Origin of the sequence: Veillonella sp. S13053-19 (genome assembly GCF_002959835.1) — a bacterium.
Classification (GTDB): Bacteria; Bacillota; Negativicutes; order Veillonellales; family Veillonellaceae; genus Veillonella; species Veillonella rogosae.
The window spans coordinates 186,838-203,408 of record NZ_PPDA01000015.1 but is presented as its reverse complement, the minus strand read 5'-3'; the positions used below and the strand labels follow the sequence as shown (position 1 = coordinate 203,408).

At 38.2% G+C, this 16,571-nt stretch carries 25 protein-coding genes; 20 read left to right on the top strand and 5 right to left on the bottom strand.

The window, feature by feature from the left end; translation table 11 throughout:
- The first annotated feature begins 14 nt into the window (after positions 1 to 14).
- From VEHSUH06_RS10385 to VEHSUH06_RS10325, 13 genes are all read left to right on the top strand, one after another.
- On the top strand, positions 15 to 410 hold the full coding sequence (locus VEHSUH06_RS10385; RefSeq protein WP_009351185.1) for a cobalamin B12-binding domain-containing protein: 396 nt from the start codon (positions 15 to 17) through the stop codon (positions 408 to 410).
- Between the two features lie 79 nt (positions 411 to 489).
- Complete coding sequence (gene meaB, locus VEHSUH06_RS10380) at positions 490 to 1,428, top strand: methylmalonyl Co-A mutase-associated GTPase MeaB (protein ID WP_105098824.1); 939 nt, start codon at positions 490 to 492, stop codon at positions 1,426 to 1,428.
- 51 nt (positions 1,429 to 1,479) lie between these two features.
- Positions 1,480 to 1,902 carry a methylmalonyl-CoA epimerase gene (mce, locus tag VEHSUH06_RS10375; protein WP_009351265.1) on the top strand — a complete coding sequence of 141 codons (423 nt, stop codon included), beginning with the start codon at positions 1,480 to 1,482 and terminating at the stop codon, positions 1,900 to 1,902.
- Positions 1,903 to 2,052: 150 nt separating this feature from the next.
- Entirely contained in the window at positions 2,053 to 3,582 is a 1,530-nt protein-coding gene (locus tag VEHSUH06_RS10370; RefSeq protein ID WP_009351134.1) for a carboxyl transferase domain-containing protein, read from the top strand.
- A 73-nt stretch (positions 3,583 to 3,655) separates the two neighbouring features.
- A complete protein-coding gene (locus VEHSUH06_RS10365; protein ID WP_054746839.1) occupies positions 3,656 to 4,000 on the top strand; it encodes an OadG family protein in 345 nt (114 codons plus the stop codon).
- A gap of 20 nt (positions 4,001 to 4,020) precedes the next feature.
- Positions 4,021 to 4,188: a hypothetical protein gene (locus VEHSUH06_RS10825; RefSeq protein WP_004696483.1), complete on the top strand. Its 168-nt coding sequence runs from the start codon at positions 4,021 to 4,023 to the stop codon at positions 4,186 to 4,188.
- Positions 4,189 to 4,289: 101 nt separating this feature from the next.
- Positions 4,290 to 4,673, top strand: a complete 384-nt coding sequence (locus VEHSUH06_RS10360) for a biotin/lipoyl-containing protein (protein ID WP_105098823.1) — start codon at positions 4,290 to 4,292, stop codon at positions 4,671 to 4,673.
- 70 nt (positions 4,674 to 4,743) lie between these two features.
- Positions 4,744 to 5,865: a sodium ion-translocating decarboxylase subunit beta gene (locus VEHSUH06_RS10355; RefSeq protein WP_054746838.1), complete on the top strand. Its 1,122-nt coding sequence runs from the start codon at positions 4,744 to 4,746 to the stop codon at positions 5,863 to 5,865.
- Positions 5,866 to 6,057: 192 nt separating this feature from the next.
- On the top strand, positions 6,058 to 6,315 hold the full coding sequence (locus tag VEHSUH06_RS10350) for a hypothetical protein (protein WP_105081964.1): 258 nt from the start codon (positions 6,058 to 6,060) through the stop codon (positions 6,313 to 6,315).
- A gap of 38 nt (positions 6,316 to 6,353) precedes the next feature.
- Positions 6,354 to 7,652, top strand: coding sequence for an SLC13 family permease (locus tag VEHSUH06_RS10345; RefSeq protein WP_105098822.1), 1,299 nt, complete (start codon positions 6,354 to 6,356; stop codon positions 7,650 to 7,652).
- Positions 7,653 to 8,270: 618 nt separating this feature from the next.
- Entirely contained in the window at positions 8,271 to 9,569 is a 1,299-nt protein-coding gene (locus tag VEHSUH06_RS10335) for an SLC13 family permease (protein WP_105098821.1), read from the top strand.
- 239 nt (positions 9,570 to 9,808) lie between these two features.
- Positions 9,809 to 10,072 carry a SemiSWEET family transporter gene (locus tag VEHSUH06_RS10330; protein ID WP_009351145.1) on the top strand — a complete coding sequence of 88 codons (264 nt, stop codon included), beginning with the start codon at positions 9,809 to 9,811 and terminating at the stop codon, positions 10,070 to 10,072.
- Positions 10,073 to 10,518: 446 nt separating this feature from the next.
- The gene (locus VEHSUH06_RS10325) at positions 10,519 to 10,683 is read left to right on the top strand and encodes a DUF362 domain-containing protein (protein ID WP_005386021.1); all 165 of its coding nucleotides are present in this window, start codon (positions 10,519 to 10,521) and stop codon (positions 10,681 to 10,683) included.
- Positions 10,684 to 10,756: 73 nt separating this feature from the next.
- Here VEHSUH06_RS10325 and VEHSUH06_RS10320 read toward each other — a convergent pair whose 3' ends face one another.
- On the bottom strand, positions 10,757 to 11,851 hold the full coding sequence (locus VEHSUH06_RS10320; RefSeq protein WP_105098820.1) for a tyrosine-type recombinase/integrase: 1,095 nt from the start codon (positions 11,849 to 11,851) through the stop codon (positions 10,757 to 10,759).
- Between the two features lie 196 nt (positions 11,852 to 12,047).
- On the opposite strand from VEHSUH06_RS10320, the gene VEHSUH06_RS10315 reads away from it, so the two are divergent.
- Positions 12,048 to 12,251 carry a hypothetical protein gene (locus VEHSUH06_RS10315; RefSeq protein WP_105098819.1) on the top strand — a complete coding sequence of 68 codons (204 nt, stop codon included), beginning with the start codon at positions 12,048 to 12,050 and terminating at the stop codon, positions 12,249 to 12,251.
- 1 nt (position 12,252) lies between these two features.
- Here the strand turns inward: VEHSUH06_RS10315 and VEHSUH06_RS10310 are convergent, their stop codons facing one another.
- The 4 genes from VEHSUH06_RS10310 to VEHSUH06_RS10695 all read right to left on the bottom strand — a co-directional run bounded on the left by VEHSUH06_RS10310 (position 12,253) and on the right by VEHSUH06_RS10695 (position 14,803).
- Complete coding sequence (locus VEHSUH06_RS10310; protein ID WP_105098818.1) at positions 12,253 to 13,278, bottom strand: hypothetical protein; 1,026 nt, start codon at positions 13,276 to 13,278, stop codon at positions 12,253 to 12,255.
- A 218-nt stretch (positions 13,279 to 13,496) separates the two neighbouring features.
- Positions 13,497 to 14,129, bottom strand: coding sequence for a hypothetical protein (locus VEHSUH06_RS10305; RefSeq protein ID WP_105098817.1), 633 nt, complete (start codon positions 14,127 to 14,129; stop codon positions 13,497 to 13,499).
- A 17-nt stretch (positions 14,130 to 14,146) separates the two neighbouring features.
- Positions 14,147 to 14,422 (bottom strand): ImmA/IrrE family metallo-endopeptidase, encoded by a 276-nt coding sequence (locus VEHSUH06_RS10300; protein WP_105098816.1) that lies wholly within the window; start codon positions 14,420 to 14,422, stop codon positions 14,147 to 14,149.
- 15 nt (positions 14,423 to 14,437) lie between these two features.
- Positions 14,438 to 14,803 carry a helix-turn-helix transcriptional regulator gene (locus VEHSUH06_RS10695; RefSeq protein WP_146251420.1) on the bottom strand — a complete coding sequence of 122 codons (366 nt, stop codon included), beginning with the start codon at positions 14,801 to 14,803 and terminating at the stop codon, positions 14,438 to 14,440.
- 224 nt (positions 14,804 to 15,027) lie between these two features.
- On the opposite strand from VEHSUH06_RS10695, the gene VEHSUH06_RS10290 reads away from it, so the two are divergent.
- The 6 genes from VEHSUH06_RS10290 to VEHSUH06_RS10265 are packed head-to-tail and all read left to right on the top strand — an operon-like array spanning position 15,028 to position 16,546.
- Positions 15,028 to 15,225, top strand: a complete 198-nt coding sequence (locus tag VEHSUH06_RS10290; RefSeq protein WP_105098815.1) for a helix-turn-helix transcriptional regulator — start codon at positions 15,028 to 15,030, stop codon at positions 15,223 to 15,225.
- Between the two features lie 43 nt (positions 15,226 to 15,268).
- Positions 15,269 to 15,598 (top strand): hypothetical protein, encoded by a 330-nt coding sequence (locus VEHSUH06_RS10285; RefSeq protein ID WP_105098814.1) that lies wholly within the window; start codon positions 15,269 to 15,271, stop codon positions 15,596 to 15,598.
- Between the two features lie 17 nt (positions 15,599 to 15,615).
- Positions 15,616 to 15,855 (top strand): hypothetical protein, encoded by a 240-nt coding sequence (locus tag VEHSUH06_RS10280; protein ID WP_105098813.1) that lies wholly within the window; start codon positions 15,616 to 15,618, stop codon positions 15,853 to 15,855.
- A gap of 11 nt (positions 15,856 to 15,866) precedes the next feature.
- Entirely contained in the window at positions 15,867 to 16,094 is a 228-nt protein-coding gene (locus VEHSUH06_RS10275; protein ID WP_105098812.1) for a hypothetical protein, read from the top strand.
- A 3-nt stretch (positions 16,095 to 16,097) separates the two neighbouring features.
- Positions 16,098 to 16,313, top strand: coding sequence for a hypothetical protein (locus VEHSUH06_RS10270; protein WP_105098811.1), 216 nt, complete (start codon positions 16,098 to 16,100; stop codon positions 16,311 to 16,313).
- The gene (locus VEHSUH06_RS10265) at positions 16,313 to 16,546 is read left to right on the top strand and encodes a hypothetical protein (protein ID WP_105098810.1); all 234 of its coding nucleotides are present in this window, start codon (positions 16,313 to 16,315) and stop codon (positions 16,544 to 16,546) included. Before VEHSUH06_RS10270 ends, VEHSUH06_RS10265 begins: the two co-directional genes overlap by 1 nt.
- Positions 16,547 to 16,571 lie beyond the last annotated feature (25 nt).

Below are 16,571 nucleotides of genomic sequence, written 5' to 3'. Positions count from 1 at the left end.
GGAGGTAATAAATCATGGCAGAAAAACGTATTAGAGTAATCGTAGCAAAACCAGGTCTTGATGGTCATGACCGTGGTGCAAAAGTAGTAGCACGCGCTCTTCGCGATGCTGGTTTCGAAGTAATCTACACAGGTCTTCGTCAAACTCCAGAACAAATCGTTGAAGCAGCTCTTTCTGAAGACGTTAATGTAGTTGCATTATCCCTTCTTTCCGGTGCTCACAACACATTGTTCCCTAAAATTGTTGAACTTTTGAAAGAAAAAGGTATGGGTGACGTACTTGTAATCGGCGGTGGCGTTATTCCTGACGCTGATATCCCTGGCTTGAAAGAAGCTGGCGTAGCTGCTGTATTCACACCTGGTACACCAACTGGCGATATCGTTAACTTCATCAACGAAAACGTTAAATAATTAATGCATGGGTGAGAGGGACTCATTTAGAATAGATGAATCCCTCTATTCCCATATTCAAAGATAGGTGGTGAAGCGAATGGATTTAGTTAAAGGCCTTTTTGAAGGTTCTCGACTAGCCTTAGCACGGTCCATCACAGCTGTAGAAAACGAGTATGATAATGCCATTGATATTATGAAGGCTATTTACCCTAAAACAGGGAATGCACGTATTCTCGGTATTACAGGGGCCCCTGGTGCTGGTAAAAGTACATTGACAGATAAAGTTGTTAAACATTATCTAGATCAAGGTAAAAAAATCGGCATCGTTGCCATCGACCCAACTAGCCCATTCTCTGGTGGTGCTATCTTGGGGGACCGTATTCGAATGAACGATTTGACGTTAAACGAAAATGTATTTATTCGAAGCATGGGCACGCGTGGTAGTCTTGGTGGTTTATCCAAAAAGACTGCAGACGTTGTAAAACTTATGGATGCCTTTGGTATGGATTTAGTTATCATTGAAACAGTAGGCGTAGGTCAATCTGAAGTAGATATCGTAAAAAATGCGGATACTACATTAGTTGTACTTGTTCCTGGTCTCGGTGACGATATCCAAGCTATCAAAGCGGGTATTCTTGAAATCGGCGATGTATTTGCTATCAATAAAGCTGACCGAGATGGTTGCGATCGTTTGAATGTAGAAATTGAAATGATGCTTGACCTTGACTCTCGCGAGGTAAAATGGCGCCCACCAATTAAGCGCACAATTGCTAGTAAAGACCAAGGCGTAGATGAACTCATCGACGCTTTAGATGAACATTTTGAGTATCTTGAAGATTCTGGTGAATTGGAATCTCGTCGGGCAGAACGTACTCGTGATGAAATCATCGCAATGATTAATGAACAAATTGGTCGTTATGTAGCTGAAAAAATCATTACTAGCGACGAATTTAATAGCCAAGTGGCAGCTGTTAATGAACGCGAAAGCGATCCGTACACAGTTGTTAACGGCGTAATGACAAGCGTGCTAAAGTAGACGGCGACTACATAGCATTATAGATTTAGCCTTGAAAAGGAGATAATCGAAATGGCTTTTAAAGTATTACAAGTGGATCACATTGGTATTGGTGTTAATGATTTAGCAGCAACTAAAGAATTCTACAAAAATGCATTGGGTATTGAACATCTTCCTGAAGATGAAATCGTAGAAGAACAAAAAGTAAAAGTATCCTTCTTCCCATGTGGCGATGCTGAACTTGAATTCTTAGAAACTACAACTCCAGATGGTCCTATCGGTAAATTCATCGAGAAAAACGGCGGTCGTGATGGTATCCAACACGTTGCATTGCGCGTTGATAATATTGAAAATGCTATTGCTGATTTGATGGCTAAAGGCGTTCGTATGATTGACGAAAAACCTCGTTATGGTGCAGGCGGTTCCGCAATTGCTTTCTTACATCCAAAAGCAACTGGCGGCGTATTGCTTGAATTATGTCAACGTATGAAATAATACAGTGTCCAATTCACATCATTATGTATGAGTTATAGATATACATATACATATAAATTCAAGTTATATGTTAAATATGTATTATGCTTGAACTTTAATTATTAATGAAATAAAATGATACTGTAACAAGTTTTATTTGGAGGTGCTATAATGGCAACAGTGCAGGAAAAAATCGAGTTATTGCACGAAAAACTAGCTAAAGTTAAAGCCGGTGGTGGCGAAAAACGCGTTGAGAAACAACATGCTCAAGGCAAAATGACTGCTCGCGAACGTTTGGCTAAATTGTTCGATGATAATTCTTTCGTTGAACTTGATCAATTTGTTAAACATCGTTGTGTTAACTTCGGTCAAGAAAAGAAAGAATTACCAGGCGAAGGTGTAGTAACTGGTTATGGTACTATCGACGGTCGTTTAGTGTACGCATTCGCACAAGACTTTACTGTAGAAGGTGGTTCTCTTGGTGAAATGCATGCCGCTAAAATCGTTAAAGTACAACGTTTAGCAATGAAAATGGGTGCGCCTATCGTTGGTATCAACGACTCCGGCGGTGCTCGTATTCAAGAAGCAGTAGATGCCCTTGCAGGTTACGGTAAAATTTTCTTTGAAAATACAAATGCATCTGGCGTTATTCCACAAATTTCCGTAATCATGGGTCCATGCGCAGGTGGTGCTGTATATTCTCCAGCATTGACTGACTTCATCTACATGGTTAAACACACATCTCAAATGTTCATCACTGGTCCTGCAGTTATCAAATCTGTAACTGGTGAAGAAGTAACAGCTGAAGATCTTGGTGGTGCAATGGCTCACAACTCCGTTTCCGGTGTAGCTCACTTTGCTGCTGAAAACGAAGATGATTGTATCGCTCAAATCCGCTACTTATTGGGCTTCTTGCCATCCAACAACATGGAAGATGCTCCATTAGTAGACACTGGTGACGATCCAACTCGTGAAGATGAAGGCTTGAATAGCTTGTTGCCTGATAACAGTAACATGCCTTATGACATGAAAGATGTTATCGCAGCTACTGTAGATAATGGCGAATACTATGAAGTACAACCATTCTATGCTACAAACATCATCACTTGCTTCGCTCGTTTTGATGGTCAATCCGTTGGTATCATTGCTAACCAACCAAAAGTAATGGCTGGTTGCTTGGACATCAATGCATCTGACAAATCTTCCCGTTTCATCCGTTTCTGTGATGCTTTCAATATTCCAATCGTTAACTTCGTTGACGTTCCTGGTTTCTTGCCTGGCACAAATCAAGAATGGGGCGGTATCATTCGTCATGGTGCTAAAATGTTGTATGCTTACTCTGAAGCAACAGTACCAAAAATTACTGTTATCACTCGTAAAGCATACGGCGGTTCTTACCTCGCTATGTGTTCCCAAGATTTGGGCGCTGACCAAGTATACGCTTGGCCTACATCCGAAATTGCTGTAATGGGTCCTGCTGGTGCAGCTAACATCATCTTCAAGAAAGACGAAGATAAAGATGCTAAAACAGCTAAATACGTAGAAGAGTTCGCAACTCCATACAAAGCTGCTGAACGTGGCTTCGTAGACGTAGTTATCGAACCAAAACAAACTCGTCCAGCAGTTATTAACGCGTTGGCAATGCTTGCAAGCAAACGTGAAAACCGTGCTCCAAAGAAACATGGTAATATTCCATTATAATTCGATTCGGTAAACATATCATCGAATTTGGGAGATACCTTTCTTTACTACTTTTTTAGAAAGGGGAATGATTATGGAAGGACAAGCAGTTACTACCAATCCTTGGCTAATTATGGCGATTAATATGACAGTTGTATTTGTTGTGTTGATTCTTCTTGGCGTTCTTATGGAAATCGTACATTTAGTCGATCCAACTAAGAAAAAAAAAGAAGTACATAAAACTGAAACAACTGTTGCAGCTCCAGCAGCAGCTCCTGCTGCAGCAAGTGCATCCGCTCAAAATGAGGATGAAGTAGTAGCAGCTATCGTAGGTGCCATTGTGGCGATGGGGTACTCATCTGAACAAATTGCATCTATCCGACCTACAGCAACCAGTGCTAAATGGCGCTTGGAAGGTCGCTTAAGCGGTAGAGGTTAAAAAATTTAGGAGGCATTTTAATGAGCAATGCTACAACAACTAACGGTAAAGCTCCATCTCAAGATGTAGTAGCAGTAATCGTTGGTGCATTAGCGGCAATGGGTTATTCCGCTGATCAAATCGCGCACATCCGCCCAATCGTAAGCTACAATTGGAAAATGGAAGGTCGCTTGCGCGGTAATCGATAAGATTATTGCCTAATTAGATAATCACTAAGATTATCCGATTTATATGTGTAAAAAATATTTATAAGTTTGGTGTAGACATACACATTTTGGAGGAATTTAAGATGAAAAAATTCAACGTTACAGTAAATGGTACAGCATATGATGTAGAAGTTAATGAAGTAAAAGGCGCAGCTCCTGCAGCAGCTCCAGCTCCAGCAGCAGCTCCAGCTCCTAAAGCAGCTCCTGCACCAGCACCAGCTCCAGCTGCAACAGCAGCTCCAGTTCCAGCAGGTGCTGAAACTGTAAAAGCTCCAATGCCTGGTAAAATCTTATCTGTAGCAGTATCCGCTGGCCAAGCAGTTAAAAAAGGCGAAACTTTGTTGATCCTTGAAGCTATGAAAATGCAAAACGAAATCGCAGCTCCACATGATGCTGTAGTTTCCGAAGTACGCGTTTCTGCTAACCAAACTGTATCCACTGGCGACGACATGGTTGTACTTGGCTAATACCAAGTTTTGTATGGCGCGGCCGTGCCGCGTCATATAACAATTTTATATTTGTGAAAGGGGAACTCATATGGAGGCTTTTGCTGTTGCGATACAATCCGTTATAAATGATAGCGGTTTCCTCGCTTTTTCCGCAGGCAATGCTATCATGATTCTTGTAGGTTTGATCCTATTGTATTTAGCATTTGCTAGAGAGTTTGAACCATTATTGTTGGGACCGATTGCCTTTGGTTGTGTACTTGCTAATATCCCTCGTAACGGCTTCGAAGAAGGCGTTATGGCACTTATTAGCGCAGGTATCTCTCAAGAAATCTTTCCACCTCTAATTTTCCTTGGTGTAGGTGCAATGACTGACTTTGGTCCGCTTATTGCTAACCCTAAAACATTACTTTTAGGTGCTGCTGCACAGATTGGCGTTTTCGTTGCATTAGGTGGTGCAATGATGCTTGGCTTTACTGCTCAAGAAGCGGCTGCTATCGGTATTATCGGTGGTGCAGATGGTCCTACATCTATCTATTTAGCTACTAAGCTAGCTCCTCATTTATTAGGTGCTATCGCGGTTGCTGCATATTCTTATATGTCTTTGGTACCGTTGATTCAACCACCTGTTATGAAATTATTTACTACACAAAAAGAACGTGAAATTGTTATGGAACAATTGCGTGAAGTAACACGTTTTGAAAAAGTTGTATTCCCAATCGTTGCTACAATCTTCATTTCTTTATTGCTTCCTTCCATTACATCCCTTTTAGGTATGTTGATGTTAGGTAACTTGTTCCGTGAATCTGGCGTAACTGAACGTTTGTCTGATACATCTCAAAATGCGTTGATCAATACTGTTACAATCTTCTTGGCAACTGGTACTGGTTTAACAATGGATGCGGAACATTTCTTAAGCTATCAAACTATCCTAATCATTTGCTTAGGTTTAGTTGCATTTATCGGTGGTACTGCTGGTGGCGTATTGTTCGGTAAATTGATGAGCTTTGTTGATGGTGGTAAAACAAATCCACTTATTGGTTCTGCTGGTGTATCCGCAGTTCCAATGGCAGCTCGCGTATCTCAAGTAGTAGGTGCGAAAGCTAACCCAGCTAACTTCTTGCTCATGCATGCTATGGGTCCAAACGTAGCTGGCGTTATTGGTACAGCAGTAGCAGCAGGTACAATGCTTGCTATGTTGTCTAGCCACTAGTAATTTAATAATTATTCACCAAGGTGTGCCTAATTAGGTACACCTATTGGTGAATATAAAAACCCTTCAATTCTATGTATTCATGCATAAATAGGGTATATTTGCAATAAATGCTTTTCAGATCGGTCATTAGGTGATACAAGAATTCACAGAATAACCTTCTAGTGCTTTGAATATAGTAGAGGTGGTCACTTGTTATCAATAGAATTAAAAATACTGATTTGTTTTATTTGGGCATTTATTGTTTTTTTTATTACTGCACTGATTATCGGTAATGAAGGAAAGGCCAAATGGTTCCAACGTAGAACTAAATATTCCTGGTTTAATCGCCGAGGTTTTTTAGGAGAAGCGTTATTTTTTGGCTATCCTAAAACTAAAGAGGGTTATGGTATAACTTTCTTGATGGCTTCTGCTATCAGTATTGTAGGCTATATTTTATATCTCATCTAATACAATCAGTGCATTTCTCTGAAGGGAGATGATGATGTATGGGTACTGCAGAACAAACCTTAATCGTCCTTGCAGTCATGGCTGTTTTATTCGTTACGGAAATTATTCCTTTAGCTATTACTTCTCTAGGCGGTGCTATTGCTCTTGGCCTTATGGGGATTATTACTCCTAAGGTTGTATTCTCTGGTTTATCTGATAGTACAGTTGTGTTGTTCGCTGGCATGTTCGTTGTTGGTGCTGCATTGTTCTACACTGGTTTAGCTCAAAAAATTGGGGAAACAGTTGTATCTCATGCAGGTACTAGTGAAAATGGCTTAATGCTTGCAATCATGGTTGTTACAGCAACTATGTCTGCATTCTTATCCAACACTGGTACAACAGCTGCTTTACTTCCAGTAGTTGTAGGTATCTGTGCTGTTGCGAAGATTCCTGCTTCTCGCCAATTGATGCCTTTAGCATTTGCTGCAGGTATCGGTGGTATCATTACAATGGTTGGTACACCTCCAAACATTATTGTAAGTGGTACATTAACTAAATTTGGTGAAAAACCATTTGGTTTCTTCGAATTTGCTTGGATCGGTATTCCTTTGACTATCGCTACTATCATTTTCATGATGCTTATCGGTAAACATTTATTGCCTAAACATGAAATTCAAGATGCTGGCGACGTTGAACAAGAAGTAGCTGCTGAAGATATTTCTAACGATCCTAAGAAACAATTATACTCTGGTCTTATTCTTTTAGGCGTAATCATCGCTATGATTTTAGGTGACTTCCTAAAAGGTTATGGTATCAATTTACCATTGAGCATGGTTGCAGTTATTGGCGCAATGCTTTGCGTATTAACTGGTTGCTTGAACGAAAAACAAGCTTACACATCCATTGACTGGGTAACAATCTTCTTATTTGCTGGTATGATGCCAGTAGCAACTGCACTTGACCAATCTGGTGCAGGTAAAATGATTGCTAATGCAGTAATCGGCGTTATGGGGTCCGATCCTAGCCCTTACTTTGCAACAGCAGTATTATTTGCATTATCTTGTGTTATGACTCAATTTATGTCTAACACAGCATCTTGTGCATTATTGGCTCCTATCGGTATCTCTATTGCCCAAGGTATGGGCGCTGATCCTCATGCTGTATTGATGGCTATCGGCGTTGCTGCATCTTGTGCATTTGGTACACCTGTAGGTACACCTCCAAATACATTAGTACTTGGTCCTGGCCAATACAAATTTACAGACTATGTAAAAGCTGGCGTTCCATTGATCTTAGTTTGCTTCGTAGTAAGCTTAATTATTATCCCAATGGTATGGCCATTCTTCCCTGGTAAATAATAGGGGATAGGTTACTCTACTATAAAGCACATACGAGGTCGAATCGTAAGATTCGGCCTCGTTTTTTATGATAATAAATATTGATAATTAAGTTACTAGTATAGCACTTAGGGTTTCATAAAAATGATAATTACTATACAAAAATATATATAGTTATTTATCATTTTCATTTGACTTTCAAAAAGAGCTGTATGATAATGAGAACATAAATTGAGGCAAGTGTCTTTCTAAATGATAATAAAAAGTTTAAATCTATGTATTCATGCATAAATAGGGTATATTTGTAATAAATGCTTTTCAGATCGGTCATTAGGTGATACAAGAATTCACAGAATAATCTTCTAGTGCTTTTAAAATAGTAGAGGTGGTCACTTGTTATCGATAGAATTAAAAATACTGATTTGTTTTATTTGGGCATTTATTGTGTTTTTTATTACTGCACTGATTATCGGTAATGAAAAAAAGGCCAAATGGTTCCAACGTAGAACTAAATATACTTGGTTTAATAGCCGAGGTTTTTTAGGGGAAGTATTATTCTTTGGCTATCAGTATTGTAGGCTATATTTTATATCTCATCTAATACAATCAGTGCATTTCTCTGAAGGGAGATGATGATGTATGGGTATTGCAGAACAAACCTTAATCGTCCTTGCAGTCATGGCTGTTTTATTCGTTACGGAAATTATTCCTTTAGCTATTACTTCTCTAGGCGGCGCAATTACTCTAGGCCTTATGGGTATTATTACTCCTAAGGTTGTATTCTCTGGTTTATCTGATAGTACAGTTGTGTTGTTCGCTGGGATGTTCGTTGTTGGTGCTGCATTGTTCTACACTGGTTTAGCTCAAAAAATTGGTGAAACTGTAGTATCTCGTGCTGGTACTAACGAAAATAGCTTAATGCTTGCCATCATGGTTATTACAGCAATTATGTCCGCATTCTTGTCCAACACTGGTACAACAGCTGCTTTACTTCCAGTAGTTGTTGGTATCTGTGCTGTTGCTAAGATTCCTGCGTCTCGCCAATTGATGCCTATGGCTTTTGCTGCAGGTGTTGGTGGTATCAATACAATGGTTGGTACACCTCCAAACATTATTGTAAGTGGTACATTAGCTAAATTTGGTCTTACACAATTTGGTTTCTTCGAATTTGCTTGGATTGGTATTCCTTTGACTATCGCTACTATCGTATTCATGATGCTTATTGGTAAACATTTATTACCTAATCATGAAATTACAGATGCTGGCGAAGTAGAACAAGAAGTAGCTGCAGAAGATATTTCTAACGATCCTAAGAAACAATTATTCTCTGGTCTTATTCTTTTAGGCGTAATTATCGCTATGATTTTAGGCGACTTCCTAAAAGGCTATGGTATTAACTTACCATTGAGCATGGTTGCAGTTATTGGCGCAATGCTTTGCGTATTAACTGGTTGCTTGAACGAAAGACAAGCGTACACTTCTATTGACTGGGTAACAATTTTTTTATTCGCTGGTATGATGCCAGTGGCAACTGCACTTGACCAATCTGGTGCAGGTAAAATGATTGCTAATTCTGTAATCGGCGTTATAGGCGATAATCCTAGCCCTTACTTTGCAATAGCTGTATTGTTCATCTTGTCTTGTGTTATGACTCAATTCATGTCTAACACAGCATCTAGTGCATTATTGGCTCCTATCGGCATCTCCATTGCCCAAGGTATGGGCGCTGACCCTCATGCAGTATTGATGGCTATTGGCATTGCTGCATCTTGTGCATTCGGTACACCTGTAGGTACACCTCCAAATACATTAGTACTTGGTCCTGGCCAATACAAATTTACAGACTATGTAAAAGCCGGTGTTCCATTGATTTTAGTTTGCTTCGTAGTAAGCTTAATTATCATTCCAATGGTATGGCCATTCTTCCCTGGTAAATAATAGGGGATAGGTTACTCTACTATAAAGCACATACGAGGTCGAATCGTAAGATTCGGCCTCGTTTTTTATGATTTTAGCCTATATGATTTTAATATAGATTACATATAAGTGTAATCAAAAGCAATATGAATTAAACTAATTTGCATGATTAATTTTACACAATTGACTACATCGAAAAAAATATGATATAGTATATTGTGTAATATATAATAATGTAATGTTGAATAAGGAGGTCATCTATGACAAAAGAAAGATTTAACATGTTAGTTGGTTCTATTGGTGCATTTATTGGTGTATTTGTATTTTTAGCCTATATCCCACAAATAATTGCTAATCTTCATGGTCAACCTAGTCAACCATGGCAACCATTATTTGCAGCAGTATCCTGTTTGATCTGGGTATTATATGGTTGGACAAAATCACCTAAACGTGATTATATTTTAATCGTACCAAACCTTGCAGGCGTTGTTTTAGGTACACTAACATTCTTAACATCTTTCTAAGTGTTATAAGAAGAAAATAAATAGTATTATTGTTATATAGTGAATAACAGGTCCATAGTGAATAATAGTAGAGATATTACTTTACTATATAAATATAAATGAGGTTGAATCGTATGATTTGGCCTCGTTTTTTTATGATAATGAATATTGATAATTAAATTCCTAGTATACTACTAAGTATTTTAATTTAAATGATAATTGGTACGTTCTCATTTATTGAGTATAATACTCATTTAATTAAATGAAAAATAATATCAAAATATAGATAGATATAGTCTTTTTATGACAAAAAGGAAAAATTGTTATGCAAAAAAATATACATTTTTTTATCATTTTCATTTGACTTTCAATTAGAACTGTGTGATAATGAGAACATAAGTTGAGGCAAGTGCCTTTCTAAATGATAACAAAAGTTCTGATCTATATTTTTGACGGAGGTCCTAATTATGAGAGTTATTGCTGATGGTTGCATTAAATGTGGTTCTTGCGCATCTGTTTGCCCAGTTTCTGCTATTTCTGAAGGCGAAACTAAATACGAAATTAACGATACTTGCATCGATTGCGGTTCTTGCGAATCCGTTTGCCCAGTATCTGTAATTTCCGCTGAATAAGAACGCAAACGTAGAAAGCCAGTAAACACTTATGTTTACTGGCTTTTTTGTTTTTCAAAATTGGCAAAAATCGCTACATTTTGTCAGCGTTGCTCAACCGTTGCTCACCCTTTAGGAGGGCTTCGCCGTGTGGTAATCGGTTAACCGCATCAATGTATTGTTGTATAGTTTTGTGCGTGTAAACTTCCTGGGTGATATTATCCTTACTTGAGTGGCCAACGATCCTTTTGATGATAATTTCATCGATTCCGATATTACTGGCCATCGATATGAAGGTGTGGCGTGTATCATGCGGTTTGTGTTCTCCTAAATTAAGAGTTTGGCACATACGCTGCATTTCACGTCGGTAGGTATCCTTATGTATCACCTTATCCAAAAGGCACTCTACACGCTTAAATTTGGCTTGCTGATATAGTTCCTTGATGAAAGGGTAGATACATTCCGCGATAGGAATACATCTATCCTTGCCGGCTTCCGTTTTAGAGCCGCCAATCATATATCGTTCTTTCAAATGGATATTGTCGAGCTTCATAGTCTGCAATTCGTTCAATCTGAGGCCCGTGTAGGCGTATATCAATGTTAGCTTGGCAATTATATCGTCGGAGTATTGCCAAAGGGCGTAGAGGGCCGAATTTGAAAAAATGTTAGCCTTTTTGATTGGCGTAGCATTCTTATTGATGATAATATCGGAGAAATAGTTCCTAGGTATGATTTCCTGTTTTACGGCCAGCGTGCCTACTGATACTATGATAGCCTTGATTAACTTTTGATACGATTTAGTATGTGTTGAATTATCGAATATAGGCTGGAAATGTGCAGCACGCATATTCTTCATCTCGATATTGTTAAGATGGCTAACCATCTTTTGTATTGTAAGGATGATCTTCATTCTACCAGCAGACAACCCCTGGCGTTCTGCTTCCTCAATCCGCCACTCAAAGCATTGGCCAAATGTAATTTTGCGTTGCTCTTCTTGCGGTGGATTGGTAGAGTAGAGGGCAAGGGCTGTGTAAGCTTCCTTTTGTGTGGCAAATGTGCCTACTGATTTACGAATAGCCTTGCCGTTAGCATCGTAGCCATAGGTTACTACAGCCCTGTAGGGCTTGCGTAACGGCTTGTGTTTCATTTTATATACGGTTCCAGAACCGTTAGCTCGTTTCATAGCCATAAATATCCTCCTTGGTATAGTGAATAGCCTTAGAGGTATGCTATAATAATTGTGGAGTAAAAATAGAGTACCTCTAAGGTATGATATTTTTAATAGCCCTCACTGCGGTGAGGGCTTATTTTTTTGTAGTAGGGGTATTGCACAGAATGTTAAGTAAGTCTTATAATGAAGATAAGAAAGGATAGGAGGTAGTCATATGAGTACGTTATATCAACTTATAGGATATGCTGTTTGGTATGGTGCATTTATTTCGGCTATATCAGCTATATTAGCGGTGCCTTTTATATGGATGCCATCCATCTGGCATTATTCTGTAATAGGAATTGAAATTACTAAATATATAATCATTATAGTTGCTGCTGTAATTACTTTTACATGCGTGACTATTACAATCTTATAACTTATTTTATTAGCTCTCTTGGCGTGTTAACTTCTAATGCGTTAAGAGAGCTATTTAATCTTTTAGCCGCTAAATCTAGCTCATACATTTTTTCTTCGTGTCGATGCTCTTCTGAAACACGATCTAAATACAATTGAATTAGCCCTTTTGACTGCAACTCCAACTCAATCCCAGAAACATTGACTTTTAAATTTGCTCCAATGCTAAATACCCCTATGATGAGCAGTATTCCAGCTATTTTAGATGTAGTTCCAATAAATTGGGCCGTTCCAGGCGATTCTACAATTACTCGGGATTCTATAATTGAATCGTCGTTAGCAATTTCTGGAGGAAGAATATCATTTAATAGGCGTAAAAGAGTGATTGGTGCAGAAAGCAAGTTTGCCATCTCTTCGGCAGGTATACCATTTCTTTGGTTAATGATTAGTGAGAGATAAGCTTTATTGTTTTTCGAGTAGACTGGATGTAATAATCGATCTATATAATGGTCATGCTTAGTTACATCTGCTAAAGCTTGATGGGCGAATGCAAATCTTAATAGTTGAATAGGTAATTTGTCACGCCTTACAACTTTTAGCCATCTAACTCGGCGTCTTTTTAAGTATGGGCACAGTGTATAAGGCTCATATGTACCTCTTAGGGCTTCAGGGGCTTCATTTATAAAACTAGTATCTACATAGACATCTGACTCAATAATGCCAATACTATACTCTACGCTACGTTTAGATGGGATTACGACAATATCCCCGATATTAAAGCTATTAACAAATTTTAAAACTTGTTTAGTATAGAACGTTGCAGAACGTTTGTTTTTCTTTATGGCTAATAATTTTGAATAAACTATTGTATATGCATCCTCTGCAGTCTGAGCAGCCTTTAATTCAGGAATTTCTGATATTTCATCTAAGCCGTAGGCTATAAAATTATTTTCTTTGAAATCTTTATAATACTCACCGTTTTCTGTTCTTAGAAACCAGTATTTTCTATTAGACGGTACTTCAGGAATATCTATAGTATGGAAATCCATATTTATCTCCTTTTAAATAATAACCTTTATATTGACACATCAAAAACACATTTGATATATTCTTCTCGTAAACGTTATATGCATGTAGGGATTAATCTTCTCCCACAACAACATTCCCCCTCAGAAAAGACTCTCACACTGGTGAGGGTCTTTTCTTTATCACTAAGCCTCTTACTCTGTAGTAGGGTAGAGGATTTTTTTATAGTAAAGTATCTTTTTTAATTAGACTTAAATACTAAGTTATTTTCTTTATCAATGATATCCGCTATCTTTTCTGTAGTAATAGGGATTTCAATTTTATCGCCGTTGCCGTTGATGAACTTAATTGTATACGGTGCGTTAAGCACTACATTTTTAGGGAAAGCATAATATACGATAGCATAGCTATGTGGCATTGCGTCATATATAACTGAGTTCATCTGTTCAGGCATAATATACTTACCGTCTTTTTCAATAAGTAATCGCTGCGATGGAATTTGTTGAGCTACAGTACCGGCTAATGGATTCTTCAGATGCATTGCATAAGTGGCAATATATACATAGTCATTGCTATTTACTACTGCGCTCTTAAATGCTTCTCCAGGAAATATTAGGCGCTCGTCTTTAGAGTAAGCGATGTACTTTGTTATTGTGCCAGGTGTAACTAATACGGCAGCACCGCCTGCGCCACTCCGAAGTTCAACACCGTAATTGACAGGGTTTTCTAATTTGCGGTCCGTCTTATATGATTGGCCAACACTCCATATTTGATTGTATGTATCCGAAGTTACATCAATAAACTGTGCGGCAAAAGAAGTACTTACAGACAGGCTGAACATAACCATTAAAGGCAACAATTTACGCAATTTCATTTTTATATCTCCCCGTGTTAAATAATATGATGATAAAAGTCGATTCCGTTAAGGTCGCCATCTTCAAGTTGAGACAGTCTAACCATACGCTCGACTAAATTAACATGATGATCAACATAAAAGTCATCACGAATAATATGACTTAGCTCATGTTTTATTTCCTCCCTCATACGATCATGAGGGAGGTTTTTGTTTATGTAGATATTATGAGTATCTACATCATCTGACTCTTCAGAAACCGCTTTAGCATTCGGTAAGTCACAATAAATTAAATTAATAATCAATAATATCACTCTCCCTTGTAGATATTACTTATTCTTGGATTTTAAAAATTCAATATATCTGACTGTTTCTTCCATTTGCTCCTTGGATATATCTTTTGCTGCAGAAAATAGCATACGAGCCCCTGGTCGTGTGCGTAGATACTCTGCAAATTCGGCTGCTTCTCGGTCTGTGTAGTAGCCTTCGGTGTATGGCTCCCCTATATTAGCCAAATCGTCTGCCGTAATACCAAGCCCGTTACAAATTTTAATAATTTTATCGATTGCAGCACCACCTACGTTTTTCAATATGGAGTGTAATGTGGTGTAAGGCATGTCAATTTTTTGAGCAAAGTCCTTTACTGTGCCTGAATCTTCAAGTATAAGTTGCTTTAAATATTCTTCTCTAGTCATAGTGTATTACTCCTATTTATAACTTACATATATAATAGCATATAAAAATACGAAATTTCAATATATAAATACGAAATAACATATTTAAATTGCTATTAAACGTATTTAAACGAAAGTTTATTAGACAAATACGAAATCTCGTATTATACTACAGACGTGAGGTGATACGAAATATCGAATTACTGATATATAATTTAATATTACATAAGAAAAGAGGTGAGAATATGTACCCTAACTTAAATGCAGAGTTGGCAAGAAAAGGCTGGTCTAAAAAGATGCTCGCTGAAAAATTAGGCGTAAGATACGCAACAATTTTAGATAAGTTAAATGGGAAGTACCCATTGACATTAAACGAATGTAAAGATGTACAGGACGCTTTACAAACAGATATGCCGATTGATGAACTTTTTTTTACCTCCTAAATACGAAATTTAGTATTGATATAAAAAAATAGGAGAGCAGTAAATGACGGATTTGGAACTTTTGTATAACGCTTACCGTGATAGCGGGTTGCAGACCAACAAGGAAATGGAAAATTTACTTGGATGGCCGAACGGTAAGGTTAGAGTTATGAAAGCCCGGCTAAAGGCTAGGGGCTTTATCGACTATGAATTTGGTAAGCCCGTTACAATTTTAAAACCGTATCGAGAAGATGTAGAGAAACCAGAAAGCTTCAAAGCAGCAATATACCGAGAGATGCTAGAAGTCTATATGGATGATTTCCGTAATCAAGATACATTTAAAGATCGTTTACAGGTGGGTCAAGAAATCAGAATGATTTTAAAAGCTATATGAAAGGAGGGGCAGTGCACATGATTAAAAAAGTGATTTCGGTCGCCCAAATGTCGGCTGTACTTGGTGTTAGCCTAACGGCAACCCGAGAGGGCATCGCAAGAGACCGATTTCCATTCGCATATGCTTGGCAATCGCCTGGTAAGAAATCCCGAAGCTTTGTCATCGATAAAGAGGGATTTAGAACATTTCTTGTCCATTCGCTAGGTTGGGATGTGAAAGTAGTTGATGCGGAATTCAAATCCGCAGGAATTCAATAGGAGGTAAGCCAATGACATTCAAAGGGGATCTATTAGATGCCATATGGAGGGAAGAATATGCTTTCCAACACGATAAGCGATATCAACCTGCTACAGAAACAAGCTCTAATGAATATGGTAATGAGATTGCACACAGAACGGCAACCCTGCTGGCTGACAATCTAATTGCATCACTGAAACATAAAACTGTTGATGAGTTAAAAGCTTACTTACAAAGTTATGAGGAAGGAAGGGACTAAAACATGACTGAAATACCAGCAAATCAAAAGAATATGGAACGCCATATGAAAGCAATCGAATCTGATCGTATTTTAAATCACATCAACAGCAATATTATGGATGCGGCATATGAGTTGCAAAATTTTATGTGTGATTACGACGAGTCGGAAATCCGTATTATCGTCACTACAGATGGTATTACGGCTGAAAGAATTGAAGAGGAGGAGGACGAGTATTAATGGGTTACATGTTAATTGGCACGTTTCTGATCGCAGGCTCTATAGGAGCTTTAGAGCTCGACCAAATAGGATATGTACAGTTCTGTGTGCAGGCTCTCATCGGTTTGGCCATATCCATGTATGGTTACAAAAAGGATATGGCGGAAGTCGATGCTGAAGACCGCGAAGATGTCGAGTACATCCCGCAAGTAAGAAAATGCGGCGAATACTGTCGCAATCCATATTACAACTAAATGCATATAAGGAGGTGATTAAATT

Coding starts and splice junctions, on each gene's coding strand:
- VEHSUH06_RS10280 (WP_105098813.1), top strand. CDS start 15,616: ATGATTAAAAAAGTGATTTCGGTCGCCCAAATGTCGGCTGTACTTGGT.
- VEHSUH06_RS10330 (WP_009351145.1), top strand. CDS start 9,809: ATGACAAAAGAAAGATTTAACATGTTAGTTGGTTCTATTGGTGCATTT.
- VEHSUH06_RS10290 (WP_105098815.1), top strand. CDS start 15,028: ATGTACCCTAACTTAAATGCAGAGTTGGCAAGAAAAGGCTGGTCTAAA.
- meaB (WP_105098824.1), top strand. CDS start 490: ATGGATTTAGTTAAAGGCCTTTTTGAAGGTTCTCGACTAGCCTTAGCA.
- VEHSUH06_RS10355 (WP_054746838.1), top strand. CDS start 4,744: ATGGAGGCTTTTGCTGTTGCGATACAATCCGTTATAAATGATAGCGGT.
- VEHSUH06_RS10315 (WP_105098819.1), top strand. CDS start 12,048: ATGAGTACGTTATATCAACTTATAGGATATGCTGTTTGGTATGGTGCA.
- VEHSUH06_RS10285 (WP_105098814.1), top strand. CDS start 15,269: ATGACGGATTTGGAACTTTTGTATAACGCTTACCGTGATAGCGGGTTG.
- VEHSUH06_RS10360 (WP_105098823.1), top strand. CDS start 4,290: ATGAAAAAATTCAACGTTACAGTAAATGGTACAGCATATGATGTAGAA.
- VEHSUH06_RS10320 (WP_105098820.1), bottom strand. CDS start 11,851: ATGGCTATGAAACGAGCTAACGGTTCTGGAACCGTATATAAAATGAAA.
- VEHSUH06_RS10325 (WP_005386021.1), top strand. CDS start 10,519: ATGAGAGTTATTGCTGATGGTTGCATTAAATGTGGTTCTTGCGCATCT.
- VEHSUH06_RS10310 (WP_105098818.1), bottom strand. CDS start 13,278: ATGGATTTCCATACTATAGATATTCCTGAAGTACCGTCTAATAGAAAA.
- VEHSUH06_RS10695 (WP_146251420.1), bottom strand. CDS start 14,803: ATGACTAGAGAAGAATATTTAAAGCAACTTATACTTGAAGATTCAGGC.
- VEHSUH06_RS10370 (WP_009351134.1), top strand. CDS start 2,053: ATGGCAACAGTGCAGGAAAAAATCGAGTTATTGCACGAAAAACTAGCT.
- mce (WP_009351265.1), top strand. CDS start 1,480: ATGGCTTTTAAAGTATTACAAGTGGATCACATTGGTATTGGTGTTAAT.
- VEHSUH06_RS10385 (WP_009351185.1), top strand. CDS start 15: ATGGCAGAAAAACGTATTAGAGTAATCGTAGCAAAACCAGGTCTTGAT.
- VEHSUH06_RS10365 (WP_054746839.1), top strand. CDS start 3,656: ATGGAAGGACAAGCAGTTACTACCAATCCTTGGCTAATTATGGCGATT.
- VEHSUH06_RS10305 (WP_105098817.1), bottom strand. CDS start 14,129: ATGAAATTGCGTAAATTGTTGCCTTTAATGGTTATGTTCAGCCTGTCT.
- VEHSUH06_RS10275 (WP_105098812.1), top strand. CDS start 15,867: ATGACATTCAAAGGGGATCTATTAGATGCCATATGGAGGGAAGAATAT.
- VEHSUH06_RS10825 (WP_004696483.1), top strand. CDS start 4,021: ATGAGCAATGCTACAACAACTAACGGTAAAGCTCCATCTCAAGATGTA.
- VEHSUH06_RS10335 (WP_105098821.1), top strand. CDS start 8,271: ATGGGTATTGCAGAACAAACCTTAATCGTCCTTGCAGTCATGGCTGTT.
- VEHSUH06_RS10270 (WP_105098811.1), top strand. CDS start 16,098: ATGACTGAAATACCAGCAAATCAAAAGAATATGGAACGCCATATGAAA.
- VEHSUH06_RS10265 (WP_105098810.1), top strand. CDS start 16,313: ATGGGTTACATGTTAATTGGCACGTTTCTGATCGCAGGCTCTATAGGA.
- VEHSUH06_RS10345 (WP_105098822.1), top strand. CDS start 6,354: ATGGGTACTGCAGAACAAACCTTAATCGTCCTTGCAGTCATGGCTGTT.